This is a genomic window from Actinocorallia sp. A-T 12471 (assembly GCF_033875155.1).
GTDB lineage: Bacteria > Actinomycetota > Actinomycetes > Streptosporangiales > Streptosporangiaceae > Actinocorallia.
In genome coordinates this window covers 286,196-309,441 of sequence record NZ_JAWZTE010000006.1, presented here as the reverse complement: position 1 = coordinate 309,441, position 23,246 = coordinate 286,196, and the positions used below count along the sequence as shown (strand labels likewise).

Genomic DNA, 23,246 nt, shown 5'->3' with positions numbered 1-23,246 from the left:
CTAGGCGGGTCCCGTGCCTGCGCGGTCCCGTGCCTGCGCGGTCCCGTGCCTGGGCGGGTTCTGCGCCAATGTGCGTCTTGTGCTTGTGCGGCGTCTTGTGCCTGTGGGGGACTGAGGGTTTGGGTGGGGGAGGTGGGGTCAGGGGGGTTCGTTGGTTTGGGGGTGGTTTGGGTGGCGTTGGCGGCGGCGGCGGAGGCGGTGGGGGGTGTGGCGGCGGGAGCGGGGTGGGGTGGGGCGGGGGTCGGTGCGGAGCCAGACTTCGACCTGGGCGCCGCCGAGGAGGGAGGTGCCTACGCGCAGGGAGCCGCCGGTGGACTCGGCGAGGCGGCGGGCGATGTCGAGGCCGAGGCCGGTGGAGCCGCCGCCGGACTCGCCGCGCCGGGCGGCGGCCTCGGGGTCGGCGATGCCTGGGCCCGCGTCGCCGACGAGCAGGCCCGTGGCGTGCCGTCCCCGGTGCACGGTGACCTGGAACGGGGTGCCGTGCGGGGTGTGCCGGAAGACGTTGCCGAGCAGCGCGTCCACCACCGCCGACAGCTCACCGGGCGGGACGGGCACCGGGACCTCGGTCTCCGGGATCGTCAGGCGCAGCTCGCGGCCCTGGTCTCCGGCGAGCGCCGACCAGAACTCGAGCCTGGCCCGCAGCACCGCCGCCGCGTCGCACGCCTGGCCGCCCGAGGACTCCCGATCCGGCTTGCGCGCGGCGGCGATGATCTCGTCCACGGCCTCCTCGAGCCGCCCGAGCGCCTCCTGGCTCTGTGCGAGCCGCGCCGGGTCGCCCCGGTGGGCGGCGAGCCCGCCGAGGTTGATCCGCAGCGCGGTGAGCGGGGTGCGCAGCCGGTGCGAGAGGTCCGCGCCCGCCTCGCGTTCGGCCGCGAGCAGCCGCGCGAGCTCGCCGACCATGTGGTTGAACGCCTCGCCCGCGACGCGCAGCTCACGTGGCCCGCCGGGCACGATCCGCGCCTTGAGATCGCCCCCGGACACCCGGGTGACGGCGGCGGCCAGCCCGTCGGCCGCGCGCACCACCCGGATCGCGAGCCGATCGGCCATCGCCACGGACACCCCGACCAGCGCGAGCGCCACGAGCGCGAGGATCAGCCATGACTCGCGCACCCCCTGCCCGAGCTCGGCCCCCGGCACGAACACCTCGATGACGGCGGTGCGATCGGCGTCCAGGACGACGGGGCGCAGCAGCACCTTGCCGCCCGCGACGTCGGAGGTCGAGGTGCGTTTGAGCCGCGCGGCCTCGGCGACCTCACCGCCCGGCGCGTGCGACGCCCCGATCGCCGCCGCCCCCGGCAGGTGCAGCGCCATCACCCCGGCGGCCCCGGCCGGGATCGACCCGAGCGCGGCGGCGAGCTCCACGGGATCCGCGGTGACGGTCAGCACGGGCACCAGCGACGACGCCTGCCGCTCGGCCGCGGTGATCGCCCGGTCGTAGGCCATCTGCCCGTTCAGCAGCCCGAGCGGGATGACGAACGACAGCGCGACCATCGCGGTCACCGCCGTCGCGACCCGCGCCAGCGCACTTCTCATTTCTCCCGCCCTCCTTCCGAACCGGTCTTGCCGCGACGCTACATGAATGCGGGCGACGGCGGATTCCAGCCTGTGGATAACTTTTTTCGCGGCCCACGGAATTTCCGCGTAAGAGTCCGCGCAGTACCAGTCGCGCTAATGCGCGCTGGCACCCGATAATGGCCGCCATGCGCGTACGACTCGGATTCCTCGCGGTGTGGACGGCCACGACGGCCGCCGGCGTCGGGATCACCTGGGTCGGCGTCGGCGACGCGATGCGCGGCACCGCGCTGCCGGTGCCCGATGCTGCGGCGTCAGTCCCGGTGTTCCAGGGGCGTCCGCCGACCGCGACGCCCGAGGCCGCGGCGACGATCCCCCTCACCCCTGCCCCGACGCGCCCACCGCGGCCGACGCCCAAGACGTCGACGCCCAAGACGCAGACCCCGGAGCCGCCCAAGCCGACGCGCCCCGAGCAGCCGCCGTCGCCGAAGCCGTCTCCCGCGCCGCAAGGCGAGGTGCGCACCTACGTCGTCGCGTCCGGCCGCGTGGTCCTGTCGTTCACCGAGGACTCGGCGAAGCTCGTCTCGGCGACGCCCGACAGCGGGTTCGAGGTCAAGGTGTGGCGGCAGACCGAGTGGCTGCGCGTCGACCTCACCGACGGCGTGCGCGGCTCGGCCGTGTTCGCCACATGGAACGGCCACCCGCCCATGGTCGAGGTCTACGAGTACTAGCGCGCGGTCACTCGGGGGCGGTGAGCATCACGCCGACGCCGCGCACGGTGTGCAGGTAGCGCGGGTGCGCCGCGCTCTCGCCGAGCTTGCGGCGCAGCCACGACATGTGCACGTCGATGGTCTGGTCTTCGCCGTGCGGCTGCCGCCACACCTCGGCGAGCAGTTCCCGACGGCGCACGACCCGCCCCGCGTGCCGCGCGAGATGCGTGAGCAGGTCGAACTCGCGGCGCGAGAGCTGGAGCGGCGCGCCCGCGAGGGACGCCTCACGGCGGTTCGCGTCGATCCGCAGCTCGCCGACGACCAGGGCCTCATCACGCGGGGCGGTACGCGTGCGCCGTAGGACCGCCTCTATCCGGGCGTGCAGGTGGTTCGCGGAGAACGGCTTGGTGAGGTAGTCGTCGGCTCCGGAGCCGAGCAGCCGGATGATGTCCCGCTCGCCGTCGCGCGCGGTCGCGACGATGACGGGCACGTCGGACACCGCGCGCATCATCTTCAGCGCCTCGCCGCCGTCGAGGTCGGGCAGGCCGAGGTCGAGCACGACGACCTCGGGCCCGCCCGCCGCGATCTCGCGCAGCGCGTCAAGGGCGCGTCCCGCGCTGCTCACCGCGTGTCCGAGGGCGCGCAGCTCGCGCAGCAGCGCCTGCCTGACGTGATCGTCGTCCTCGACGAGCAGAACCGTAGCCACGCTCGGGACGATAGAGCATGTTTCCGCAACCCACGGGCGCTATGCCGGTCATGCCATATGTCCCGCACCCGGACGCCGCCTTGAGGCGGCCTAGTCGCGGACGGTGAGCGCGGTCCCGCCGTGCCGTCTCACGGGTTCGGCCACGGCCTGGACGAGCCCGTCGCCGAGGAACTCGAGCGCGGTCGCCGCGCCGATCTCGGGAGGCGGGCCGGGGAAGAGTTCGAGGGTCTGGCCTCGCGCGGTGAGCGCGGGGCCGTGGGCGTCGACAAAGGACTGTTCGGCGAGGGTGGCCGGGGTGTTGCGCTGGGTGGCCCGCGGCGCGGCGACGGCCGACGGCAGGTCCATGCGCAGGTCGAGGCGGTTCAGCAGGATCTGCAGGACCGTGGTGATGATGGTCGAGCCGCCTGGCGAGCCGAGCGCGAGGAAGGGCCTGCCGTCCCTGAGCAGCAGCGTCGGGGCCATGCTGCTGCGCGGCCGCTTGCCGGGCCCGGCCGCGTTGGGGTCGCCGGATTTCGGCGCGAGGCTGAAGTCGGTCAGCTCGTTGTTGAGCAGGAACCCGCGCCCCGGCACGGTGATGGCGCTGCCGCCGAACTGCTCGATCGTCAGCGTGTAGACCGCGACGCCGCCCCACCGGTCGGCCACGACGAGGTTGGTCGTCTGCGGGCCCTCATGGGCCAGCGGCCGTCCCGCCCCCGACGCCGCGGCGCAGCCCGCGTACTGCCCGTCGGGAGAACCCGCCGCTACGGGCGGCTTCAACGCGCTCGTAGGGCTCACCAAGCAGGCGCGTTCTCCTGCGAAGCCGTCGGAGAGCAGCTCCTTGAGCGGAACCCCCGGGACGTCGGCGACGTACCTGTCTCGGTCGGCGTAAGCGAGCTTGGAGGCTTCGAGGTAGGAGTGCAGCGCCTGGACATGGTCGCCGGACGGCACGGGAAGCCGCTCAAGGATGTTGAGCGCCTCCCCGACGGTGCTGCCGCCCGACGACGGCGGAGCCATCCCGTACACGTCAAGGCCCCGGTACCGGGTGTGCACAGGCTCCCGAGGCAACGCCCGATAGGAGGCGAGATCCGAAGCCGTCATAAGCCCGGCCCGCACCTTGCGCGTGGACCCCTCCACTACCGGAGGCCGCTGTACCGTCCTGACGATCTCGTCGGCGAGGTCCCCGTCGTAGAACCAGCCGATCCCCTGCCGCGCGATACGGCGGTAGGTGTCGGCGAGGCCGGGGTTGCGGAAGACCGTGCCGACCTTGGGCGGCTCGCCCCCGGGCAGGAAGAGGTCGCGGCTCGAGGAGAAGTCGGCGAAGCGGTCGGCGTTGAGCGCGGTTTGGTCGTGGAACTCCTGGTCCACCGGGAAGCCGCGTTCGGCGACGGTTATCGAGGGCCGAAGGAGCGCGCTCAAGGGCCGTGTCCCGTGCCGCCGCAGTACGAGGTCCCACTGGCGGAGTGTGCCCGGCACGCCCACAGACAGGCCGCTGGTTACCGCCTCCTCCAACGGGATCGGCTTACCCGTCGACGGGTCCGTGAAGGAGTCCGCGCGCATCGCGGCCGGGGCCGTCTCGCGTCCGTCGACGGTATGGACCTCGCGGGTACGCGGGTCGTAGTAGAGGAAGAACCCGCCGCCGCCCAACGCGCCGACGTACGGTTCCGTCACGCCGAGCATGGCCGCCGCCGCGACCGCCGCGTCAACCGCGTTGCCGCCCTGGCGGAGGACTTCGACGGCGGTTCCACTCGCGGTGGCGTCGACGGTGGCCACCGCGCCGCCGCGGCCCGTGGCGGCCCAGGAAGAGCCGCCGCCGCCCGAGGCGGGTCCCTCACCCGGCACGCCGAGGAGCAGGCCCGAGACGAGCACCGAAGGCAGCAGCGCGGCCCTCGTGCGCGGCAGCGCCCTCACCGGCTCCGGCATACGGCCTCCCGTCCCCCAACGGCAGCCAGACGCGCTGAACGCCCTACCCGCGCGGCCCCCGCCCAATCCCGGACGGTTCCGTTCGCGACGGGTCCGTGCGAGCCTTGCCGCATGGTTGACGCGCGACGGGTGTGGATGATCAGGCACGGGCAGAGCGAGTCGAACGCGGGACTGCCGACGAACGGCCCGGCGGCCGCCCCGCTGACGGAACGGGGACGCGACCAGGCGGTAAGGACCTCGGCCGTCTTCACCGAGCAGCCCGCCCGCATAGTCAGCTCACCGTTCGTGCGGGCAAGGCAGACGGCCGAGGAGACAGTCTCAAGGTTCCCCGCGACGCCGTACGAAGAGTGGCCGGTGCAGGAGTTCACGTACCTGGGCGCGCTCCACGCCGCCCGTACGACGAACGCGCAGCGCCAGCCGCACATCGCCGCTTACTGGGAGCGCAACGAGCCCGCGTACGTCCACGGGGACACCGGCGAGTCCTTCGTCGCGCTGATAGCCCGCGTTCACGCCTTCCTGGACAGGCTCGCGGCCCTGCCCGACGACGACGGCCTCGTAGCGGTGTTCACCCACGGCCTGTTCATGAAGGCCGTCATGTGGACGCTCGTCTCCGGCGTGCAGGCGCCCGACGCGCGGGACATGCGTGCGTTCCGCGGCTTCCTCGGCGCGTGCGACGTCCCCAACTGCGCGATAGTCGAGCTGTGGAGGCCGAACGGCGCCTACGGCTTCCGCCTGGTCGGCGGAGGGGTGACGCACCTTGCGGGCGCGCCCGTCGAGTCGGGCTCCCCTGCCGCGCTCGACTGAGCGCCTACCAGCCGACGGCCACCAGCAGCCAGGCCGGGTCGCCGTGGGAGACGAACGAGGACTGCTCGGCGTGGTCGTCGTACGGGAAGCCGTAAGACAGGCCGCCGAGGGAGTGCGCGTGCCAGAAGGCCGCGTAGTGGTTCGCCGGGTCGCCCTTGTAGAACGCCGAAGGGTCGCGCTGCGTCTCCTCCGGCGTGCCCGCGGTGTGGCGGTTGAGCGCAGCGCACAGCGCGGCGGACTCCGCGAGGGGACCCGCGCACCCGACGACCTCGGCGGTGGTCGCCTTGACGCCGTGCTGGGCCGCGTAGGCGGTGAAGTAGTCGGCGGCGGCGCCGCCCGGCTGGAAGGGCGCGGCGGTGCGCGGCGCGACGATCCGGTAGGGCGCCTCGACGCGGGCGAGCTCCTTGAACGGGTCGGGCACCTCGTCCACGAAGCGCTGGAAGGTCGCCTCGCGCGACTCGGCGAACAGCGCGCGGTCCTCGCCGACCTCGACGTCGAAGCCGTCGTGGGACCGCAGCCGCATCGCGAGCTTCAGGCCGAACGCGTCGACGCGCGTGGTGTTGCCGTGGAAGACGTCGGGGCCGACGGTGAACTCGATGAAGTCGGCGTACTGGCTGTCGGGGGAGCCCAGGTGGAAGTACATGCGGCCCGAGCTGTTGGCGGCCATGTCGAGGTAGGGCTGTTCCGCGATCGAGTGGACCTCGTCGTTGAAGCGCCAGAAGACCTTGTCGTCCGGGTACTTGCCGTTCGTCCGGTTCAGCACCTTCACGGTGAGGACGTTCTTCGCGGCGGGGATCGCCGAGGTGTCGCCCCAGAACTCGGCGGCGGTCTGCGCGGGGGCTGAGGCGCCCGGTGACGGCGCGGGCTCCGGCGTCGCGGAGCATCCGGCCGCCAGGGCGGCGGCGGTCGCGAGGGCGAGGAAGAGGGCGCGGGCGGAACCAGGTCCGCTGCTGCCGGTGAACATGCGACTCCCGGAGTCTGGGGGCACGCCGGACGGGCGCGGGCGCGCGCCGTCCCGGCTTGTCGAACGCGGCCGGACGAAGACGGCCAAGGGCGCTTTTCGACCCTACTGGACACCGGAGGGTGCGTGATCATGATCAGCCGAGTCCACGACGACGTCTTGTCCGGCCAAGCGCTTGCTTGTATAAAGTATGCGAAGCGCGGATACTTCCCGCGCGGGCCGGTCCGACAGCGACGAGTCCGAGGTGACCGCCATGCGTACGCCGCCCGTTCCGTCCCCGCCCGCCGCGTCGGGGCCGCTCGTGTTCAGCCCGTACGACTACGCCGTACACGAGGACCCGTATCCGTTCTACGCACGGCTGCGGGAGGAGGCCCCCGTCTACCGCAACGAGGAGCTCGACTTCTGGGCGATCTCCCGGCACGCGGACGTGGCGGCGGCCTTCCGTGACCACGCCCTGTTCTCGTCCGGGAACGGGGTGAGCCTCGACCCGTCGGCGTGGGGGCCGTCCGCGCACCGGACGATGTCGTTCCTCGCCCTCGACCCGCCCGACCACACCCGTATGCGCACCCTCGTCTCCAAGGGCTTCACGCCACGCCGGGTACGCGACCTGTCTGACGACATCCTCCGGCTCACCAGACGCCATCTCGACCCCGCGCTCGAAGCCGGTGACTTCGACTTCGTCAAGGACTTCGCGGGAAAGCTCCCGATGGACGTCATCTGCGAGCTGACCGGGGTGCCCGAGGCCGACCGTGACGAGCTGCGCCGCCTCGCCGACCTCGTCGTGCACCGCGTCGAGGGGATCAACGACGTCCCGCCCGAGGGCATGGAGGCCGCGCTCACCCTCGTCGGCTACTACCAGGACATGGTCGCCGAACGCAGGCGCGGCGGTTCCTCCGGCGACGACCTCACCGCGGCCCTCCTGGCGGTCGGCACCGACGACGGCGACAGGCTCGCCGACCACGAGGTCATCGCGTTCCTCTTCCTGATGGTCGTCGCCGGGAACGAGACCACCACCAAACTCCTCGCCAACGCCCTCTATTGGGGCGGCCGAAACCGGGACGGCCTAGCCGAGCACTTCACCCGAGCCCCAGAAGGCGACATAGAGGGGCCGGAGTGGGTGGGCCGCTGGGTGGAGGAGACGCTCCGGTACGACACCTCAAGCCAGATGCTCGCCAGGACCGTCACCCGCGACGTCGAACTGCACGGCGTCCTTCTGCGGCCCGGGGACCGGCTGCTTCTGCTCGTCGGCTCCGCCAACAGGGACCCCCGCGCCTTCCCCGACCCCGACGTCTACGACATCGGCCGGGACACCTCCGCGCTAGTCAGCTTCGGCGGAGGCAGGCACTTCTGTCTCGGGGCCAACCTCGCGCGGATAGAGGCGCGCATCGCCCTGACGGAGTTCGCTCGGCGCGTCTCCTCCTACGACGTGGACGAGGCCGAAGCGCGCCGGGTGCATTCGGCGAACGTACGGGGCTTCGCGCGGCTCCCCATACGGGTGCGTACGCGCTGACGTAGACCGCCCCGCAAGGGGCCCGGCGAAGGGATGCCATGGAAGAACAGCAGAAGGAACCCGTATACGGCTTTGTGGGCTTGGGGCAGATGGGCGGTCCGATGGCCGCGCACGGCCCCGCCGCGATCGTCTACGACGTGTCGCCGCAGGCCGTGGAACCGCTCGTCGCGAAGGGCGCGAAGGCGGCGTCCGGGCCCGCGGAGGTCGCCGCGGCCGCCGACGTGATCTCGGTGATGGTCAGGGACGACGCCCAGGTGGACGCGGTGTTCGCGGCGATGGCCCCGGCGCTGCGGCCGGGCACGGTCCTCGCGGTGCACGCCACGATCCGGCCGAGCACCGCCGAGGCGCTCGCCGAGCGGGCCCGTCCGCTCGGCGTCGAGGTGGTCGACGCGCCCGTGAGCGGCAGCGTGTTCGGCGCGGTCGGCGGGACCCTCGCGGTGATGGTCGGCGGCTCCGATGAGGCGTTCGCGCGCGTCAAGGGCCCGTTCGCGGCGTGGTCGGGCCTCGTGCTGCACGTGGGGCCGGTCGGCGCGGGCATCCGCGCGAAGCTCGCCCGCAACATCCTGCAGTACACCGGGTTCGCGGCGGCGGCCGAGGCGCAGCGGCTCGCCGAGGCGGCCGGGATCTCGCTGCGCAGGCTCGGCAGGCTCGTCCGGCACTCCGACGGCGTCAGCGGCGGCCCCGGCTCGGTCATCCTGCGCGGCACGACGGCCCCGATGGAACCCGACGACCCCCTGTACGACGCCATGCGGCACGCCCTGGACCTGGGAGAGAAGGACCTCGCCCTTGCCTTCGACCTCGCCGACGAACTCGGCGTCGACCTCCCGCTGACGCGTACGGCCGCGCCCCTTCTACCCGCCGCCCTCGGCATCCCGGAGGAGGACGCATGACGGCCCCCGAAGCCGACGGCTCGCCTACCGCGCACGACGAGCGGCGCGTACGCGGCTTGGAGATGATGTCCCGCGTCTACGGCTTCGACGTCGCCGAGGCGCACGGCGACTTCATGGCGACGACGGTCGACCACCTGTTCGGCGACATCTGGTCCCGGCCCGGCCTGACCCTCCGCGACCGCCGCCTGCTGCTCCTCGGCCTGCTCGCGGGACAGCACCTCAACGACGTCCTCGACCTCCAGATACCCGCCGCGCTCGCCAACGCGGAGATCACCCCCGACGAGCTGCGCGAGATCGTCCTCTTCCTCACCCACTACACCGGGTGGCCGCAGGGGGCCAGGTTGAACTCGCAGGCCGAGACGCACATCGCGCGGCACGAGAAGGCGGCCCGCAAGAAGGACGCCCAAGGGTGAGGCGTCAGGGGACGAGGCGCGGGGCCAGCCAGTGCAGGGCGAGCGGGTAGCGGTACTCGATCGCGCCGTGCTTGGCGGGGAACAGCTCGAACGCCACGCGCGAGTCGGGAAGCCCCGCCTCCTTCAGCGCGCGCCGGTAGGCGATCGCGCCCGAATCCAGGTGGTACTCGTCGGCGGTGCCCGCGTCGATCCACACCGCGTACAGCGCGCGGGCCGCTTCGGCGCGCGCGGGGACCATCCGGACGGGATCGAGGTCGAGCCACCGGGACCACACCTCGGGGACGGGCGCGCCAAGGTCGTCAAAAGGCAGCTCGACGGTTCCGTCGGGGAGGGCCGAGTAGCAGGACGCGTACCCGTACCACTCCATCAAGGTGAAGTCGCTGGCTTTGCTCCCCACAGGGCGGCCGCTGTAGAAGTCCTCAAGGAAGGCGTTCCAATCGCCGTCGTAGGACTCGCGCAGTGTTCTGGCGGCCTCGGGGAACGCCGGCTGGTAGGAGACCTCGAAGAGGGCGTCCCCGGCGTGGGTGGCGAGCGACCCGAACACGTCGGGGCGCAGCAGCGGCGTGACCATCGCGCCGTAACCGCCGCTGGACTTGCCGGTGATGGCCCGGTACCGCGCCTCAGGCAGGGTCCGGTAGCGCTCGTCGACGAACGCGACGACCTCGTCGCACAGGTAGGAGTGGTAGTCGCCGGTGCCCGGCGAGTCGAGGTACTGGCTGCCGCCGACCCGGGTCCAGCAGTCCACGAACACCACGAGGACGGGCGGGACCTCGCCCGCGGCGAACAGGGCGTCGACCATCTCCGGGTAGCTGGCCCGCCACGGCCCGGCCTGCCGCCAGCTCTCGATCCGGCCCGTGTACCCCTGGATCACGTAGACGACGGGGTAGCGCCCGGCCCCCATGTCGTAGCCGGGCGGCGTGTACACCCACAGAGGGCGCTCGTGCGGGTCGCCCAGCGGGTTGCCCCGCAGCCGCTCGCTCACGATCACGTGCTCTTCGATGCGTCCCGCGAGCATCACGCCTCCCCGTCGCCGCCGATCTTCCCCCCGAGGTTATCCACAGGCTGAGTTGTCCACAGGCCAGAAAACACCGTCGGCGTGATCGGCGTAGCCTGCTGCCGACAGCGAGTTCGGGACCGTTTCCAGGGGGTTTCCCGGCTGTCCGGAATAGGGGGGTTCAGGGTTTGCGGGCGACGCCAGCGTAGTCGGGGACCTCGGGGGCCGCGAGCGCGCGGATGTCGGGACGCCACCGGGAGCACGAGACGACCCCGGGGGCGAGCAGGTCGAGTCCGTCGAAGTAGGAGGTGATGAAGTCGATGCTGCGCAGGTGGTAGGAGGCGGTCGAGTCGGGGTTGGCGTTGTAGTCGCCGATGGCGTCGTTCTGGGCCATGTCGGTGTCGACGCCGTCCTCGATGACGACCCAGCTGCCCGAGGGGAGCGCGTCAACGAGGGTGCGGACGATGCCGCGCGGGTCGTCGGAGTCGGGGATCTGGCCGAGCACGCCGAGCATCATCAGCCCGATGGGCTCGGTGAAGTCGAGGGTCTTCGCGGCCTCGGCGAGGATCCGCCCGGGGTCGCGGACGTCGGCCTCGATGTAGTCGGTCGAGCCTTCTGACGTGCCCACGAGCAGCGCCTGGGCGTGCACGAGCACGAGCGGGTCGTTGTCGACGTAGACGATCTTGCACTCGGGCGCGACCCGCTGGGCGACCTCGTGGGTGTTGTTGGCGGTCGGCAGGCCGGTGCCGATGTCGAGGAACTGGCGCACGCCGGCCTCGGCGGCAAGCAGCGTCACCGACCTGACGAGGAACGCGCGCACCTGCCTTGCGACGTCGACGATGCCGGGGAACTTCGCGGCGTGCTCCTCGGCGACGTGCCTGTCGATCTCGAAGTTGTCCTTGCCGCCGAGCCAGTAGTTCCACATGCGGGCCGAGTGGGCGACGGTCGGGTCAACCTCGGCTCCGGACCAGGTTCCCGGCTGTCGGGACGTGCCGCTCATGGCGTGCCTTTCTCTGGCGATTGGCGCTATTCGCGGCGATCGTAGAGCCTGGCCCGAGTTATCGCACCGGAAAAGAACAATTAAGGCGGAGAAAGTGATTCGAGTCCCACTATTCATATTAAATGCGAGCGAACACCGTCCGGTTTTCGGGCACGGCGTCGGATGGGTCAGGCGCGCCGCAAACGCCGTCTCACGGGCCCGGCGCGGGCTCCTCGGACTCAAGGAACGCGACGGGGGGCACGAAGAACAGGCCCCCGGTGACCGCCGTGGAGAAGTCGAGGATGCGGTCGTGCGGGGCGGTCCCGTCGCCGAGGAACATGTTGCGCAGCATGCGCTCCAGGATGCGCGGGTCGCGGGCGTAGGCGAGGTAGTACAGGCCGTTCGTCCCGTTGGCGGCGGTGCCGAACGGCATCCCGTCGCGGACGACCTCGAGCTCCGCGCCGTTCTCGTCCTCGATGACGTTGAGCGCGACATGGGAGTCGGCGGGCTTGTCGGCGAGTTCGATGTCGTCGAGCTTGGTGCGGCCCACCGCGCGCTCCTGCTCCTCGACCGACAGGGCGTTCCAGGCGTCGAGGTCGTGCAGGTACTTCTGTGCCACCGCGTAGCCGCCGCCCGCGAACAAGGGGTCCTCGTCGCCGACGGTCGCGGCGGCGACGGCGTCGGCGCCCTCGGGGTTCTCGGTGCCGTCGACGAAGCCGAGCAGGTCGCGCCGGTCGAAGTAGCGGAAGCCCTGCACCTCGTCCACGACGGTGGCGTGCGGCCCGAGCCGTCGGTGGATCTGGCGGGCGAGCTCGAAGCACAGGTCGGGCCGTTCGGCGCGGATGTGGAACAGCAGGTCGCCGGGGGTGGAAGGCGCGGTGTGCCTTGGTCCGCGCAGCTCCTGGAAGGGGTGCAGCAGCGCGGGGCGCGGCGCGCCGTACAGCCTGTCCCACGCGAGCGAGCCGACGCCCGCGACGCAGGAGAGCCGACCCGACGCCGAGCGGAACCCGACGGCGCGGCGCAGCCCGTCGAGGTCGCGCAGCAGCTCCCGCGCCGTCTCCGCGCCGCCCGGTGCGACGGTGAACACCAGGTACACGGCGGCGTTGGTGAGCGGCCCGGCCATCGGCTGCGAATCCATGATCGGAACATTAGCGACATAACCCCCGGAGGCATCAGGGAGAAAAGTCCCCTTTCCCGCTGTAAGTCCGCGCGGGCCCCCGACGACGCCGGGACGACGGCGTCGCGGCGAAGCCCGGGCGCGGCGGGGGCCCGGCCGAGTAGCGCGAGGGGGAGTGGAGAGGAAAGGGGAAAGACGACCGAGCGGGGAGGGGCGCATGGACGCCGTCGGGGTGCTGGAGGACGGGTTCTCGCGGATCAAGGAGCTGGTCCACGGGGTCGTGGAGGGTATGTCGGAGGACGAGCTAGCCGCGCGGATTGAGGACGGCGCGAACTCGATCGCGTGGCTCGTGTGGCACCTGACCCGGATCCAGGACGACCACGTGGCCGACGTCGCAGGACGCGAGCAGATCTGGGTCTCCGGCGGCTGGGCCGACAAGTTCGAACTCCCGTTCGATCTCTACGACACGGGCTACGGGCACGGCCCCGCGCAGGTCGCCGCGGTGACCGCCGACGCGCGGAAGTTGCGCGGCTACTACGACGCGGTCCACCGCGAGACGGTCTCGTACGTGCGCGGCCTGTCCCCCGAGGACCTCGACAAGGTGGTCGACACCTCTTGGGACCCGCCGGTCACCCTGTCCGTCCGTTTGGTGAGCGTCATGTCGGACGACCTCCAGCACGCCGGGCAGGCCGCCTATGCCAGGGGGATCCTCCTGCGCCGCTGACCGGCATGACCTGCGGCACGGCGTCGATGACCGGGCTTGGGGCTCCTGTGGAAATGGCGTGAGGTGGGCTCTAGGAGGCGGTCTGTAGCGTCGGAGGGGGAGGGTGAGATCTGTGGCGGAAGTGCTGGAATATGCATGGAACACTCCTTCGTGGGTCGAGCTGGCCACACCTGACATAGAGGAGTCCAAACGGTTTTATGCCGAACTGTTCGGCTGGGGGTCGTATGTCTTGACCAACGACCGGCTCGGCGACTACGAAGTCCTCACGCTCGACGGCCCGGACGGGCCGGAGGTCGCCGGAATGTCGCAGTTGGCGGACCCGGTCGAGCGGCCCATGTGGCTGTTCTTCTTCCAGACGCCCGACATAGAGACCGCGCTGAAGCGGGTGGGCGAGGCCGGCGGCCAGGTCCTGCTCGAGGGCGTGGACGTCGGCGACCTCGGCAGGATGGGCACCGGGCAGGACCCCGAGGGCGTCGAGTTCGGCCTGTGGCAGCCCTACCGGCACCAGGGCGCGGCACGGGTGGACGAGCCGGGCGCGCTCGCCTGGATCGAGCTCGCCGGGGCCGATCTGGAGGGGGCGAGCACCTTCTACAGCCGCGCCCTCGACTGGCGGGTGGGCGCACTGGCGCTGGAGCACCTCGGGGAGCGCCTCGAATGGACCACGGAGGACGGCCGGCCGGTGGCGAGCGCGGTCTCGGGCGAGGAGGACCCGTTCTGGCTGCCCTACTTCGGCGTCGCCGACTGCGAGGCCGCGGTCGAGCGGGCCGAGGCTGCGGGGGGACGGGTCCTGGTGGAGCCCGGCGAGGGCCCGTCCGGCCGCACCTCGGTGATCGTCGACCCGCACGGCGCCCGGCTCGTCCTGGTCTGCCGTCCCCCTGACCCGGGCCGGGCGCGCGAGGGCTGATCCCGTGCCGCGCGCTGCTAGCGTGCTGGGCGGCACGGAAGGGGGCCGCATGGCGAAGGGGACCGGCGGACGGCCCGCGCTGACTCGTGCCCTGATCGTCGCGACGGCGGTCGCCCTCGTGGAGCGCGATGGGGCCAAGGCGCTCACCATGCGCAAGGTCGCCGCCGAACTCGGCGTGGGGACGATGTCGCTGTACAACCACGTGCCCGACCGCGACAGCCTCCTCGAAGGCATCGCCCAGGAAGTCTTCGCCGGGCTCGACACCGGCCCGCCCACGCCCGGCGACTGGAAGGCCGAGGCGCGCGCGCTCGTCGCGGCGTTCGGCGCGGCCGCCCGCCGCCACCCGAGGTCGACGCACCTCGTCCTCACCAGCCGGGTCGACCTCGAGTTCCCCTGGCGGACGGTCGAGCGCGCGCTGTCCGTCCTCGAGGACGCGGGTTTCGACGCCGAGACCGCGGTGCGCGCGCTGCGCTGCCTGATGGCGTACGCGATCGGCGTGCGGATGATGATGAGCGGCGCGCTGCGGATGCCCGAGCCGCCGGAGACCGCAAGGCGGCTGGAGAAGCTCGGCCTGCCCGCGCCGGACGACGCCCGCGACGCCGACTTCGACGTCGGGCTCGAACTCCTGCTTTCCGCGCTCGACGCGCTGCGCCCCTAACGCGGGTCGCGGAGCGCGGCGGCCTTGGCCTCGATCGCGGCGAGGAAGAGCGCGATGCCGAACTCGAAGTCCGCGTCGGCGTCGGCGTCGAGCAGGGCCTCGCGCTGGGCGACGACATGCGGGAACTCCGCCTCGCCGAGCGCCTTGACGGCCTCGGCGGGATCGCCCGGATCGCGGGCCAGCATCCGGCCGAGTCCCGCCTCGCGCAGCTGCGCGCCGAGCGTGAAGGCCATGATCGAGCGCATGACGGCGATGGCCGTGGGCCCGTCGAGCCCTGCCCTGACGCACAGGGCGACGGCCCGTTCGATCGCGCGCAGGGTGACCGGAATGCGGGTGCGGCTCTCCAGCACGAGCGCGAGGCTGCGCGGGAACTCGCGCGCTATCTCCCGGAACGCCCGGATGAGCGCCCGGGCCTCGTCACGCCAGTCGGCCTCCTGCTCGTCGGGCACGTCGAGCGTCGCCATGACGTACTCGGCCATGCCCTCGATGAGGTCTTCCTTGCTCGCGACATGCCGGTACGTCGCCATCGCGCTGACGCCCAGCTCCTCGGCGACCGCGCGCATGGACAGCGCGTCGGGCCCGGCGCGCTCGACGAGTTCGACGGCGGTGTGCACGATCAGCTCACGGGTGAGGACGACCCGCATGATCCGCTGGGGCACCGACCTGCCCACTCCGGCCTCCCGTTCCGCCCGCTCCGCAGGGCCCCCTCACCCTACGCGCCGCGCCCGGACTGCGGGTTCTCGGCGGAGTCCTCGACGGGCTCCTCAGCGATCACGGGCGGCTCGCCCACCGCGCGCGGAGGAGGCACGAGCGTCGCCGCCCGCGTACGGCCGCGCGCCGCGATGACGAGCAGGACGCTCGCGACCAGCGCGGCGGCCGCGAACACCGCGAACGCCAGCCGGTACCCGGTGACGAGCGCGGCGACGGCGTCGGCCGAGGGGCGCGCGGCCGCCGTCGCGTACAGCAGGTGCCGGTCCTCGGCCGCGAGCCGCGACGACGCCACCGCGACGCACAGCGCGGGCCCCAGCACGTTCCCGAGGTTGTGCAGGGTCAGCCGCACCCCGTTGACGACCCCGAGCCGGTCGCCGGGAACGCCCATCATGATCACCGTGGTGTTCGCGGTGTACAGGATTCCGCTGCCCGCCGACACCAGGATCATCGCCGCCGCGATCAGCGGATAGGGCGTGTCACGTTCCAGGAGGAGCGCGGGGATCGCGAGCCCCGCCGCGGCCGTGAGGGCCCCGGCGACGGCGATCCGGTCGGCGCGGAACCGTCGGCCGAGCTGCCCGCCGATCGGCGAGGCTATCATCCCGACGATCGGGCCGGGCAGGACCGCGAGCCCCGCCTCGGCCGTCGACATGCCCTTGGTGTTCTGGAAGTACAGCGCCATCAGGAACACGTTCCCGACCCAGCCGACCGCGCTCAGCGTCGTCGCGAGGCCGCTCAGCACGAACGGCCGGTCGGTGAACAGCGACGGGTCGACCAGCGGGACCTTGGCCTTGCGCTGCCGCACCACGAACCCGAGGAACAGCAGCGGCCCCGCGACGGCAGGCAGCCAGCCGGTCCCCGCGCTCTCCCGGGACCCGGCCTGCGAGACGGCGAGGACGAGCATGCCGAGCCAGCCGGTGAGCAGGGCCGCGCCGACGGCGTCGATCGGGTCGCGGGCCAGCGAGCGCGAGCGCGGCAGCACGAGCGCGCCCCACACCAGCGTGGCGGCCCCGGCCGGGACGTTCAGCCAGAACACCCACTCCCAGCCGACGTTCTCGGCGAGGTACCCGCCGACCGACGGCCCGATCAGCGGGGCGGCGGCCATGAGGCCGAGGTAGACGCCCATGGCCTGGCTGAGCCGTGACGGCGGCACCGCGGCGGCGATGAGCGCGGTCCCGTTCGCCATCACCAGGGCCGCCGCGACGCCCTGCACGACCCGCCAGGCGATGAGCACGCCGATCGACGGCGAGAACCCCGCGCCGAGGCTCGCGACGGTGAACACCAGGACGCCCAGCAGGTAGATCCTGCGGCGGTCGAACCTGTCGGCGACGCGTCCCGCCACGACGAGCAGGCACGTCTGCACGAGCATGAAGCCCAGGACGGTCCAGGTCGCGGCGAGCGGCCCCGCGCGGTAGCGCTCGGCGACGAGCGGCAGCGCGATGTTCAGGGCCGAGCTGCTCAGCACGAGCATGACGGTGCCGAGCGTCACCGTCGCGACGGTCTGCCACGCGCCCGCGCGGGCCTGGGGGACGTTGCGTGCGGGCCCGGACATGCGGCCTCCGAGGGGGGTGGGGGGACCTCAAGTGTGACACCGGGGCGCGCGGGCCGCCCCGGGTGAGGGGTCAGGCCGAGCGGTTCAGCCAGCCGAGGATCTTGTTGGCTCCCCGGTCGGCGCTGGCGGCGCGGCGGCGGGCGCGGCGGCTGCGCGGCAGCGCACGGATTCGGTCGCGGTGCCAGAGCGTGTCGCCCATCGCGGCGTAGCGGGCGTTGAGCGCGAGGCGTTCGGCGGCGTCGGCGAGGTCGAGCAGCGCGCGGCGTTCGGCGAACAGCGTCGGCGCGGTCAGCGCGAGCGCGAGCAGCGCCTCGACCTCGGTCACCTGAGTGCCGAGCCACATCAAGGACTCCCCGCCGCCCCCCGGTTCCTTGCCCATAGCCCAGTCCTTCGTCCGATCCGTCGGTTGCCCCGTGTCCCCCGGCACGCTCCCCCTGTCTTCATGGTGCACCTTGAACACCCTCTTTGTCGGTGGATTTTCTTCGCCGTCATGGTCCTGCGGCCGCCGTCTCGTCGCCGTCGTCCGGCACGGCGGACGGCCTGATCCGGACGCTGCTGATCGCGTGCCTGTCCAGCCCGGTGACCTCGAGCTCCCACCCCTCGGCCCTGACGGTGTCGCCGGGCTCGTCGGGGATGCGGCCGAGGAGGGCGAGGACGAGCCCCGCGACCGTCGTGTAGTCGGCGTTGCCCTGGTGGGAGAGCCTGACGCCCACGTCGGGCAGGTCGTGCAGCGGGAACGAGCCGGGCACCACGAGCGCGCCGTCGTCGGCGGCGACGGCCAGGACGTCGCGGTCGTGCTCGTCGTAGATCTCCCCGACGATCTCCTCAAGGAGGTCCTCGAGGGTGACGATGCCCGCGACGGTGCCGTACTCGTCGATGACCAGCGCGAACTGCTGGCGCTCGACCCGGAAGGTGCGCAGCGCGGCGGCGACCTTCAGGCTCTCGGGGAGGGTGAGCGCGGGACGGCACGCCCGCGCGACGGGCAGCGTGCCGTCGGCGGTGATGAGCTCGCGGAGGTTGGCGACGCCGACGATGTCGTCCACGTGCCTGGCGGCCGCGACGGGCGCGCGGGAGTGGCCCGATTCAGCCAGCGCGGTGCGCGCCTCGGCGACGGGCAGATCCGCGCGCAGCACGAACACCTGGGGACGCGGCCGCAGCACCGAGCGCAGGGTGCGGTCGTGGATGTCGAGCGCCCCGGTGATGATCGTGCGCTGCTCGGCGGTGAGCCCGCGCTGTCCCGCGACGAGGTCGCGCAGCTCCTCGGCCCCGAGCTGTTCCTTGGCGGCCTTCGGGTCGCCGCGCAGGATGCGGACGACGCCGTCGGTGGCCTTGCCGAGCGCCCAGACGACGGGCCTGGTCAGCGTGGCAAGGAGGTCGAGGGGCCGCGCGACGAGCAGCGCCCATCCCTCGGCGCGCTGCATCGCGAGCCGTTTGGGCGCGAGTTCGCCGAGCACGAGGGTGAGGAAGGTGAGCACCAGCGTGACGAGCGCGATCGCGACGGCGTTCGCGGCCCCGCCGAGGAACCCGAGCGGCTCGACCAGCGGCCGCGAGAGCGTGACGGCGGCGGTGGCGGAGGCGAGGAACCCGGCGAGGGTGATGCCGACCTGGATGGTGGCGAGGAAGCGGTTCGGGTCGCGCGCGAGCCTGACGAGCGCCTTGGCCGAGCGTCCCTTGCGCCGCTCAAGGCTGCGCAGCTGTCCTTCGCGCAGGGACACGAGCGCGATCTCGCTGCCCGCGAAGACCGCGTTGGCGCCGACCAGTACCAGGACGAGCACGATGTTCCACGCGTATGCGCTCATCCCCCTTCCCTCCCCCGTCCCGGGCCCCCGCATCCCCGGCACGGTCGACCCGAGAACGGCACGGCACCGACCAACTACATATGTAGCAGAAATCCCGCCGCACGGCCTCCGCGCCGACGGCTAACCCCGGCCCAGATGCGCGGCGAGGAACACGCCGGTCGGGCTGCCGGGATCGGCGGCGACGGCGTCGGGCGAGCCCTGCGCGACGACCCTGCCGCCGTGCGGGCCCGCGCCGGGACCCAGGTCGACGACGTGGTCGGCGTTGGCGATCAGATCGAGGTCGTGGTCGATGACCAGGACCGTCGCGCCCGCCGCGAGCAGGCCGTCGAGCGCGCGCAAGAGGGTGCGGACGTCGCGCGGGTGCAGGCCGATCGAGGGCTCGTCGAAGACGAACAGGGTGTCGGCCTGGTCGGTGCGCAGGGCCTCGGCGAGGCGCAGGCGCTGGGCCTCGCCGCCGGACAGCGACGGGGTCGGCTCGCCGAGGGTGAGGTATCCGAGGCCGACCGAGCGGAGCGCGGCGAGACGGCCCGCGATGGCCGGCCGCTCGGCGAACGCCTCAGCGGCCTCGTCCACGGTGAGGGCGAGGACGTCGGCGATGGTCCTGCCGTCCACGCGGACCTTGAGCGTCTGCGGGTTGTAGCGGCCGCCGTCGCAGTCGGGACAGCGGATCGTGAGGTCGGGCAGGTACTGGATGTCCAGGGACAGCTCGCCCAGGCCCTCGCAGCGGTGGCACTGGCCGTCGCGGGTGTTGTAGGAGAAGTGACCCGGCTTCCAGCCCCCGGCTTCGGGGGCCGCCGCGAACAGCTGTCTTACGGGGTCGAACACGCCCGAGTAGGTAGCGGGCGTACTGCGCGCGTTCTTGCCGATCGGGGTCGCGTCGATCTGCACGAGGCGGGTGAGGCCCCCGGCGTCGAGCGCGGTGACGTGGGCGGGCGGCCTGAGCCCGTCGAGGGTGCGGCGCAGGGCGGGGACGAGGCTGTCGAGGACGAGGGCGGTCTTGCCGGACCCGGAGACGCCCGTAACGAGCGTCAGCCTGCGCAGCGGGACGCGCACGGTGACGTCGCGCAGGTTGTACAGCTCGCCCACGGTGAGCGAAAGCCGTCCGTCGTCATCGTCCGACCTGCGCTCCCGTACGACCGGGTCGGCTTCACCGGACAAGAACGGGCCCGTAACTGACGCCGGATCAGCGGCCACCTCCTGCGGGGTGCCCTGCGCGGTGACGGTCCCGCCCAGGCTCCCCGCCCCCGGACCCATCTCGATCAGATGGTCGGCGGCCCGCAGCAACGCGACGTCGTGGTCCACGACCACCACGGAGTTGCCGTTGTCGGCGAGCACCCCGACGAGATCCCGCACGCCCGCGACGTTCGCCGGATGCAGCCCCACCGACGGCTCGTCCAGCACGTACAGCAGGCCCGTAGAACGCTCCCGGACCGTCCTGGCGAGCTGGACGCGCTGCCGCTCCCCGGTGGACAGGCTGTCGCCCGCGCGGTCGAGCGACAGGTAGTCCAGGCCGAGGCGGCGCAGCGGCCCGACGGCGTCGCGCAGCTCCCCGGCGAGGCGTCCGGCGAGCGCGCGCACCGGCTCGGGAAGGCACCCGGGCAGCTCGCGCGCGAACCCGTCGAGCGCCTCGAGGTCGAGCGCGGTGATCTCGGCGATGGTCCTGCCGTCGAGATGCGAGGCGAGGGCTTCGGGCCGGTAGCGGGTGCCGTGGCAGGCCGGGCAGACGTGCGTGGTGAAGAACCTGCTGAGCCTGCTGCGCGTCGTCTCGCTGTCGCTGCTCCCGGCCTGGGTGACCGCGGCGACGGCGTTCTCGAACGTCATGTTCAGCTTGAACGCGCGGCCTTTCTTCGACGGCAGCGTCACCTCGCGCTGCTCGGGCGGCCCATGCAGCACGACGTCCTTCTCGGCGGCCGTCAGCTCGGCGTAGGGCACGTCGATCCTGACCCCGAGCTCGGCCGCGACCCGCGGCATGTAGCTGCGGCCCGCGCTGTTCCACGGCAGCACCGCGCCCTCGGCCAGCGACTTCGACGGGTCCGGCACCAGCGAGTCCTCGTCGACCTCGTCACGCGTGCCCATGCCGTGACAGACCGGGCACGCGCCGAGCGAGTTGAACGCGAACGACTCCGCGCCCGGCAGCCGGAACCTGATGCCGCACTCGACGCAGTCCGTCCACTCGTCGGCCGCGGCGGCGAGGGACGGGGGATTGCGGTGGCCGTTCGGGCACACGTGCGCGCCGAGCCGGGACACCATCAGCCTGACGACGCTGAGCACCTCGCTCATCGTCCCGACGGTGCTGCGCCTGCCGGGGACAGGGGGGCGCTGGCGCAGGGCGAGCGCGGCGGGCAGGTAGTCGACCCGGTCCACGTCGGGTTTGGCTGCCTGCTCGATCCTGCGGCGGGTGAACGTGCTCAACCCGTCGAGGAAACGTCGCGATCCCTCCGCGTACAGCACCCCCATCGCCAGCGACGACTTGCCCGACCCGGAGAGACCCGTGACGCCCACGACCCGCCAGAGCGGCACGTCCACATCCACGGACCGCAGATTGTGCACGCGCGCGCCGGTCACCCGGATCGCCCCCGGCCCCCGCTCCCCCACCCCTCCAGTATCCGCCCGCACCCGCCCCGCACCGCGCAGACTCGCCTTGACACGCGATCACTCCTTCCCGATCACCTCCCCACGCCGTCCGCCGACGTCGCCGCGAGGGTGTGGCGGAGGAGGGTGGCTTCCTGGAGGGTGAGGGCGTAGGAGGAGGAGTCGCCCAGGTGGGCGTAGGAGGCGAGGGCTTGGGCGTAGGAGTGGAGGGCGGAGGCGGGGCGGTCGTTGTCGGCGTCGAGGCGGGCGAGGCGAAGGCTGACGGCCGCGTGAGTGTGGAGGTCGCCGGTGTGTTCGGCCTCGGTCTGGGCGGCGCGTAGCAGCGGCGTGAGGGCGTCGGAGGGGAGGGGTTCCTCGGGGAGGGCGGGGAGGTCCTGGAGGAGGGCGAGGAGGGGGGCCGACGGAAGGGGCGGCGGCGTTACGGCGAGGGCGCGGAAGCCGTCCACGATGAGGGAAGGGCGGGGCGCGCGGGTGGTGATGAGGGTGAAGCAGGATTCGGCGGCCGGTAGGTAGGCGGCCACGTCGAGGGCCCGGGGCACGTTGTCGAGGATGAGGAGGCTGCGGGGGCCGTCAGGCGGATCAAGGGGCGGGGGGAGTACCGGAGCGCCGAGGTCGGCGTGCCGCAGGCCGCCGGGGAACAGGCCGTACGCCTGGTGGGCCCATTGGAGGGCGAGGGCGCTCTTGCCGCTTCCAGGCGGCCCGGTCAGCACCACGCCGGGGGGAGGTTCGGGCTCGGAGGCGGCGCGCCAGAGGGCGGCGAGTTCCGCGCCCCGGGACGCCCGGGAAGGCGGATGGTCGGGGAACGGCGCGGGCAGCAGCAGCACAAGGCGGCCGACCTGTACTGCGGTGCCCACCGGCCCGTGCACCTCGAGGTGCAGGTCGGGCGGCCTGCCCTCGGGAGGTCTGAGGACGGGTTCGGCGGTCACGGCGTCCCGGGCGGCCGCCCGGCCTCGAGATGGACGCCGCCGACGATCTCGGCGGCCTGGATCAGCGTGCCGACCCGCGCGTCGGGATGGACCGTCACCGACATCGCGGCCATCGGCGGCGCGGGCGCGGGTGCGGGCACGCGCACCTCGGCCCGCGGCGTCTCCTCCGCACGCGGCACGACCTGGGCCGCGCCGTCCGACCCTGTGCTGCCCGACTCCGCGCTGTCCAGCTCCGCGCGGCCCGGCTCGTCGCGCTCGGGCGCGCTTCGGCCCGGGTCCTTGCGGCCGGGGTCGGCGTGTGCGGGCTGTGCGCCGAGGGTGCGGCCGCCGGTCCAGATCCAGGCGTCGGCGTCGAAGGGGCCGCCGACGCGGACCTGCGTGAAGCGGTTCGCGGCGAGGCCCGGAGGGTCGCGGCGTACGACGTCGTCGTAGAACGAGTCGGACACCATGAGCGCAAGGCGGGTGCCGGGATCGTCGCGCAAGGCGGCCCGCAGTATCTGCGCGTCGAGCATCCGGCACGTCTTGACGACCGCGCGCCCGACGAACCCGTTGTCGCCGAGCCACGCCATGCCGCAGTGCACGGCCACCCTGAGCCGGAACGGCACCTCCGCGCCTTCCTCGCCGAGCCCTGTCCACAGGCTGTGGACAAAGCTCGCCAGGAACCGCCCCTCGTCGGCGGGCGGATCGACCAGCGCCACCTCGCCGTCCCCCGACGCCTGACGGGCCAGCGCGACGGCCGGGGCCGCCGCCGCGTGCGCGCCCCGCAGCAGCGCCGCCAGGTCACGCTGGACGGACTCCTGCGCGAGGTCGCCCCGCCCGCTGTAGTTCTCGACGTCCACCGCGACACAGATCCGTCGCGCCGCAAGGCATGGGTCCACAACGCCTCCT

22 protein-coding genes are annotated in these 23,246 nt (G+C 72.7%); 8 read left to right on the top strand and 14 right to left on the bottom strand.

The features are described from left to right. Positions 1-138 precede the first annotated feature (138 nt). Positions 139-1,533, bottom strand: a complete 1,395-nt coding sequence (locus tag R9X44_RS19555) for a HAMP domain-containing sensor histidine kinase (RefSeq protein WP_319815640.1) — start codon at positions 1,531-1,533, stop codon at positions 139-141. A gap of 167 nt (positions 1,534-1,700) precedes the next feature. Here R9X44_RS19555 and R9X44_RS19550 point away from each other — a divergent pair, with 167 nt between their 5' ends. Then, positions 1,701-2,243 (top strand): hypothetical protein, encoded by a 543-nt coding sequence (locus R9X44_RS19550; RefSeq protein WP_319815639.1) that lies wholly within the window; start codon positions 1,701-1,703, stop codon positions 2,241-2,243. Between the two features lie 7 nt (positions 2,244-2,250). Here the strand turns inward: R9X44_RS19550 and R9X44_RS19545 are convergent, their stop codons facing one another. Together R9X44_RS19545 and ggt are read right to left on the bottom strand one after the other, a co-directional pair. Next, entirely contained in the window at positions 2,251-2,928 is a 678-nt protein-coding gene (locus R9X44_RS19545; RefSeq protein WP_319815638.1) for a response regulator transcription factor, read from the bottom strand. A 90-nt stretch (positions 2,929-3,018) separates the two neighbouring features. Then, complete coding sequence (gene ggt / locus R9X44_RS19540) at positions 3,019-4,827, bottom strand: gamma-glutamyltransferase (RefSeq protein ID WP_319815637.1); 1,809 nt, start codon at positions 4,825-4,827, stop codon at positions 3,019-3,021. Positions 4,828-4,938: 111 nt separating this feature from the next. Here ggt and R9X44_RS19535 point away from each other — a divergent pair, with 111 nt between their 5' ends. After that, positions 4,939-5,631 carry a histidine phosphatase family protein gene (locus R9X44_RS19535; RefSeq protein WP_319815636.1) on the top strand — a complete coding sequence of 231 codons (693 nt, stop codon included), beginning with the start codon at positions 4,939-4,941 and terminating at the stop codon, positions 5,629-5,631. Positions 5,632-5,635: 4 nt separating this feature from the next. Here R9X44_RS19535 and R9X44_RS19530 read toward each other — a convergent pair whose 3' ends face one another. After that, entirely contained in the window at positions 5,636-6,595 is a 960-nt protein-coding gene (locus tag R9X44_RS19530) for a glycoside hydrolase family 64 protein (protein WP_319815635.1), read from the bottom strand. 250 nt (positions 6,596-6,845) lie between these two features. Between R9X44_RS19530 and R9X44_RS19525 the strand changes: the two genes are divergently transcribed. Genes R9X44_RS19525 through R9X44_RS19515 form a run of 3 tightly spaced genes read left to right on the top strand, consistent with a single transcriptional unit; the run spans position 6,846 to position 9,405 of the window. Then, on the top strand, positions 6,846-8,102 hold the full coding sequence (locus tag R9X44_RS19525) for a cytochrome P450 (protein ID WP_319815634.1): 1,257 nt from the start codon (positions 6,846-6,848) through the stop codon (positions 8,100-8,102). Between the two features lie 38 nt (positions 8,103-8,140). Beyond that, positions 8,141-8,992, top strand: a complete 852-nt coding sequence (locus R9X44_RS19520) for an NAD(P)-dependent oxidoreductase (protein WP_319815633.1) — start codon at positions 8,141-8,143, stop codon at positions 8,990-8,992. Beyond that, positions 8,989-9,405: a carboxymuconolactone decarboxylase family protein gene (locus tag R9X44_RS19515; protein ID WP_319815632.1), complete on the top strand. Its 417-nt coding sequence runs from the start codon at positions 8,989-8,991 to the stop codon at positions 9,403-9,405. Before R9X44_RS19520 ends, R9X44_RS19515 begins: the two co-directional genes overlap by 4 nt. 4 nt (positions 9,406-9,409) lie before the next feature. Here the strand turns inward: R9X44_RS19515 and R9X44_RS19510 are convergent, their stop codons facing one another. The 3 genes from R9X44_RS19510 to R9X44_RS19500 form a co-directional block, all read right to left on the bottom strand. Continuing rightward, positions 9,410-10,420: an alpha/beta hydrolase-fold protein gene (locus R9X44_RS19510; protein WP_319815631.1), complete on the bottom strand. Its 1,011-nt coding sequence runs from the start codon at positions 10,418-10,420 to the stop codon at positions 9,410-9,412. 160 nt (positions 10,421-10,580) lie between these two features. Continuing rightward, positions 10,581-11,399, bottom strand: a complete 819-nt coding sequence (locus R9X44_RS19505) for an SAM-dependent methyltransferase (RefSeq protein ID WP_319815630.1) — start codon at positions 11,397-11,399, stop codon at positions 10,581-10,583. A 190-nt stretch (positions 11,400-11,589) separates the two neighbouring features. Further along, entirely contained in the window at positions 11,590-12,516 is a 927-nt protein-coding gene (locus tag R9X44_RS19500) for a Dyp-type peroxidase (RefSeq protein WP_319815629.1), read from the bottom strand. A 196-nt stretch (positions 12,517-12,712) separates the two neighbouring features. Between R9X44_RS19500 and R9X44_RS19495 the strand changes: the two genes are divergently transcribed. The 3 genes from R9X44_RS19495 (at position 12,713) to R9X44_RS19485 (ending at position 14,781) form a co-directional block, all read left to right on the top strand. Continuing rightward, positions 12,713-13,219, top strand: coding sequence for a mycothiol transferase (locus R9X44_RS19495; protein WP_319815628.1), 507 nt, complete (start codon positions 12,713-12,715; stop codon positions 13,217-13,219). A 112-nt stretch (positions 13,220-13,331) separates the two neighbouring features. Then, positions 13,332-14,123 (top strand): VOC family protein, encoded by a 792-nt coding sequence (locus R9X44_RS19490; RefSeq protein WP_319815627.1) that lies wholly within the window; start codon positions 13,332-13,334, stop codon positions 14,121-14,123. 49 nt (positions 14,124-14,172) lie between these two features. Beyond that, positions 14,173-14,781, top strand: coding sequence for a TetR/AcrR family transcriptional regulator (locus R9X44_RS19485; RefSeq protein ID WP_319815626.1), 609 nt, complete (start codon positions 14,173-14,175; stop codon positions 14,779-14,781). Here R9X44_RS19485 and R9X44_RS19480 read toward each other — a convergent pair. From R9X44_RS19480 to R9X44_RS19450, 7 genes are all read right to left on the bottom strand, one after another. Beyond that, complete coding sequence (locus tag R9X44_RS19480) at positions 14,778-15,452, bottom strand: TetR/AcrR family transcriptional regulator (RefSeq protein WP_319815625.1); 675 nt, start codon at positions 15,450-15,452, stop codon at positions 14,778-14,780. The genes R9X44_RS19485 and R9X44_RS19480 overlap by 4 nt on opposite strands. A 41-nt stretch (positions 15,453-15,493) precedes the next feature. Beyond that, positions 15,494-17,041, bottom strand: coding sequence for a DHA2 family efflux MFS transporter permease subunit (locus tag R9X44_RS19475; RefSeq protein WP_319815624.1), 1,548 nt, complete (start codon positions 17,039-17,041; stop codon positions 15,494-15,496). Between the two features lie 70 nt (positions 17,042-17,111). Then, a complete protein-coding gene (locus R9X44_RS19470; RefSeq protein ID WP_319815623.1) occupies positions 17,112-17,420 on the bottom strand; it encodes a hypothetical protein in 309 nt (102 codons plus the stop codon). A 109-nt stretch (positions 17,421-17,529) separates the two neighbouring features. Continuing rightward, a complete protein-coding gene (locus R9X44_RS19465) occupies positions 17,530-18,840 on the bottom strand; it encodes a hemolysin family protein (RefSeq protein ID WP_319815622.1) in 1,311 nt (436 codons plus the stop codon). 120 nt (positions 18,841-18,960) lie between these two features. Beyond that, positions 18,961-21,372 (bottom strand): excinuclease ABC subunit UvrA, encoded by a 2,412-nt coding sequence (locus R9X44_RS19460; RefSeq protein WP_319815621.1) that lies wholly within the window; start codon positions 21,370-21,372, stop codon positions 18,961-18,963. Between the two features lie 134 nt (positions 21,373-21,506). Continuing rightward, a complete protein-coding gene (locus tag R9X44_RS19455; protein WP_319815620.1) occupies positions 21,507-22,358 on the bottom strand; it encodes a hypothetical protein in 852 nt (283 codons plus the stop codon). Beyond that, positions 22,355-23,236 (bottom strand): hypothetical protein, encoded by an 882-nt coding sequence (locus R9X44_RS19450; protein ID WP_319815619.1) that lies wholly within the window; start codon positions 23,234-23,236, stop codon positions 22,355-22,357. The genes R9X44_RS19455 and R9X44_RS19450 overlap by 4 nt, the downstream gene beginning before the upstream one ends. Positions 23,237-23,246: the final 10 nt, after the last annotated feature.

Excerpts from the sequence above, each read along its gene's own strand:
- R9X44_RS19500 (WP_319815629.1), bottom strand. The coding sequence starts at position 12,516 with ATGGATTCGCAGCCGATGGCCGGGCCGCTCACCAACGCCGCCGTGTAC.
- ggt (WP_319815637.1), bottom strand. The coding sequence starts at position 4,827 with ATGCCGGAGCCGGTGAGGGCGCTGCCGCGCACGAGGGCCGCGCTGCTG.
- R9X44_RS19485 (WP_319815626.1), top strand. The coding sequence starts at position 14,173 with ATGGCGAAGGGGACCGGCGGACGGCCCGCGCTGACTCGTGCCCTGATC.
- R9X44_RS19495 (WP_319815628.1), top strand. The coding sequence starts at position 12,713 with ATGGACGCCGTCGGGGTGCTGGAGGACGGGTTCTCGCGGATCAAGGAG.
- R9X44_RS19475 (WP_319815624.1), bottom strand. The coding sequence starts at position 17,041 with ATGTCCGGGCCCGCACGCAACGTCCCCCAGGCCCGCGCGGGCGCGTGG.
- R9X44_RS19470 (WP_319815623.1), bottom strand. The coding sequence starts at position 17,420 with ATGGGCAAGGAACCGGGGGGCGGCGGGGAGTCCTTGATGTGGCTCGGC.
- R9X44_RS19505 (WP_319815630.1), bottom strand. The coding sequence starts at position 11,399 with ATGAGCGGCACGTCCCGACAGCCGGGAACCTGGTCCGGAGCCGAGGTT.
- R9X44_RS19525 (WP_319815634.1), top strand. The coding sequence starts at position 6,846 with ATGCGTACGCCGCCCGTTCCGTCCCCGCCCGCCGCGTCGGGGCCGCTC.
- R9X44_RS19510 (WP_319815631.1), bottom strand. The coding sequence starts at position 10,420 with ATGCTCGCGGGACGCATCGAAGAGCACGTGATCGTGAGCGAGCGGCTG.
- R9X44_RS19530 (WP_319815635.1), bottom strand. The coding sequence starts at position 6,595 with ATGTTCACCGGCAGCAGCGGACCTGGTTCCGCCCGCGCCCTCTTCCTC.
- R9X44_RS19550 (WP_319815639.1), top strand. The coding sequence starts at position 1,701 with ATGCGCGTACGACTCGGATTCCTCGCGGTGTGGACGGCCACGACGGCC.
- R9X44_RS19520 (WP_319815633.1), top strand. The coding sequence starts at position 8,141 with ATGGAAGAACAGCAGAAGGAACCCGTATACGGCTTTGTGGGCTTGGGG.
- R9X44_RS19465 (WP_319815622.1), bottom strand. The coding sequence starts at position 18,840 with ATGAGCGCATACGCGTGGAACATCGTGCTCGTCCTGGTACTGGTCGGC.
- R9X44_RS19555 (WP_319815640.1), bottom strand. The coding sequence starts at position 1,533 with ATGAGAAGTGCGCTGGCGCGGGTCGCGACGGCGGTGACCGCGATGGTC.
- R9X44_RS19515 (WP_319815632.1), top strand. The coding sequence starts at position 8,989 with ATGACGGCCCCCGAAGCCGACGGCTCGCCTACCGCGCACGACGAGCGG.
- R9X44_RS19535 (WP_319815636.1), top strand. The coding sequence starts at position 4,939 with ATGGTTGACGCGCGACGGGTGTGGATGATCAGGCACGGGCAGAGCGAG.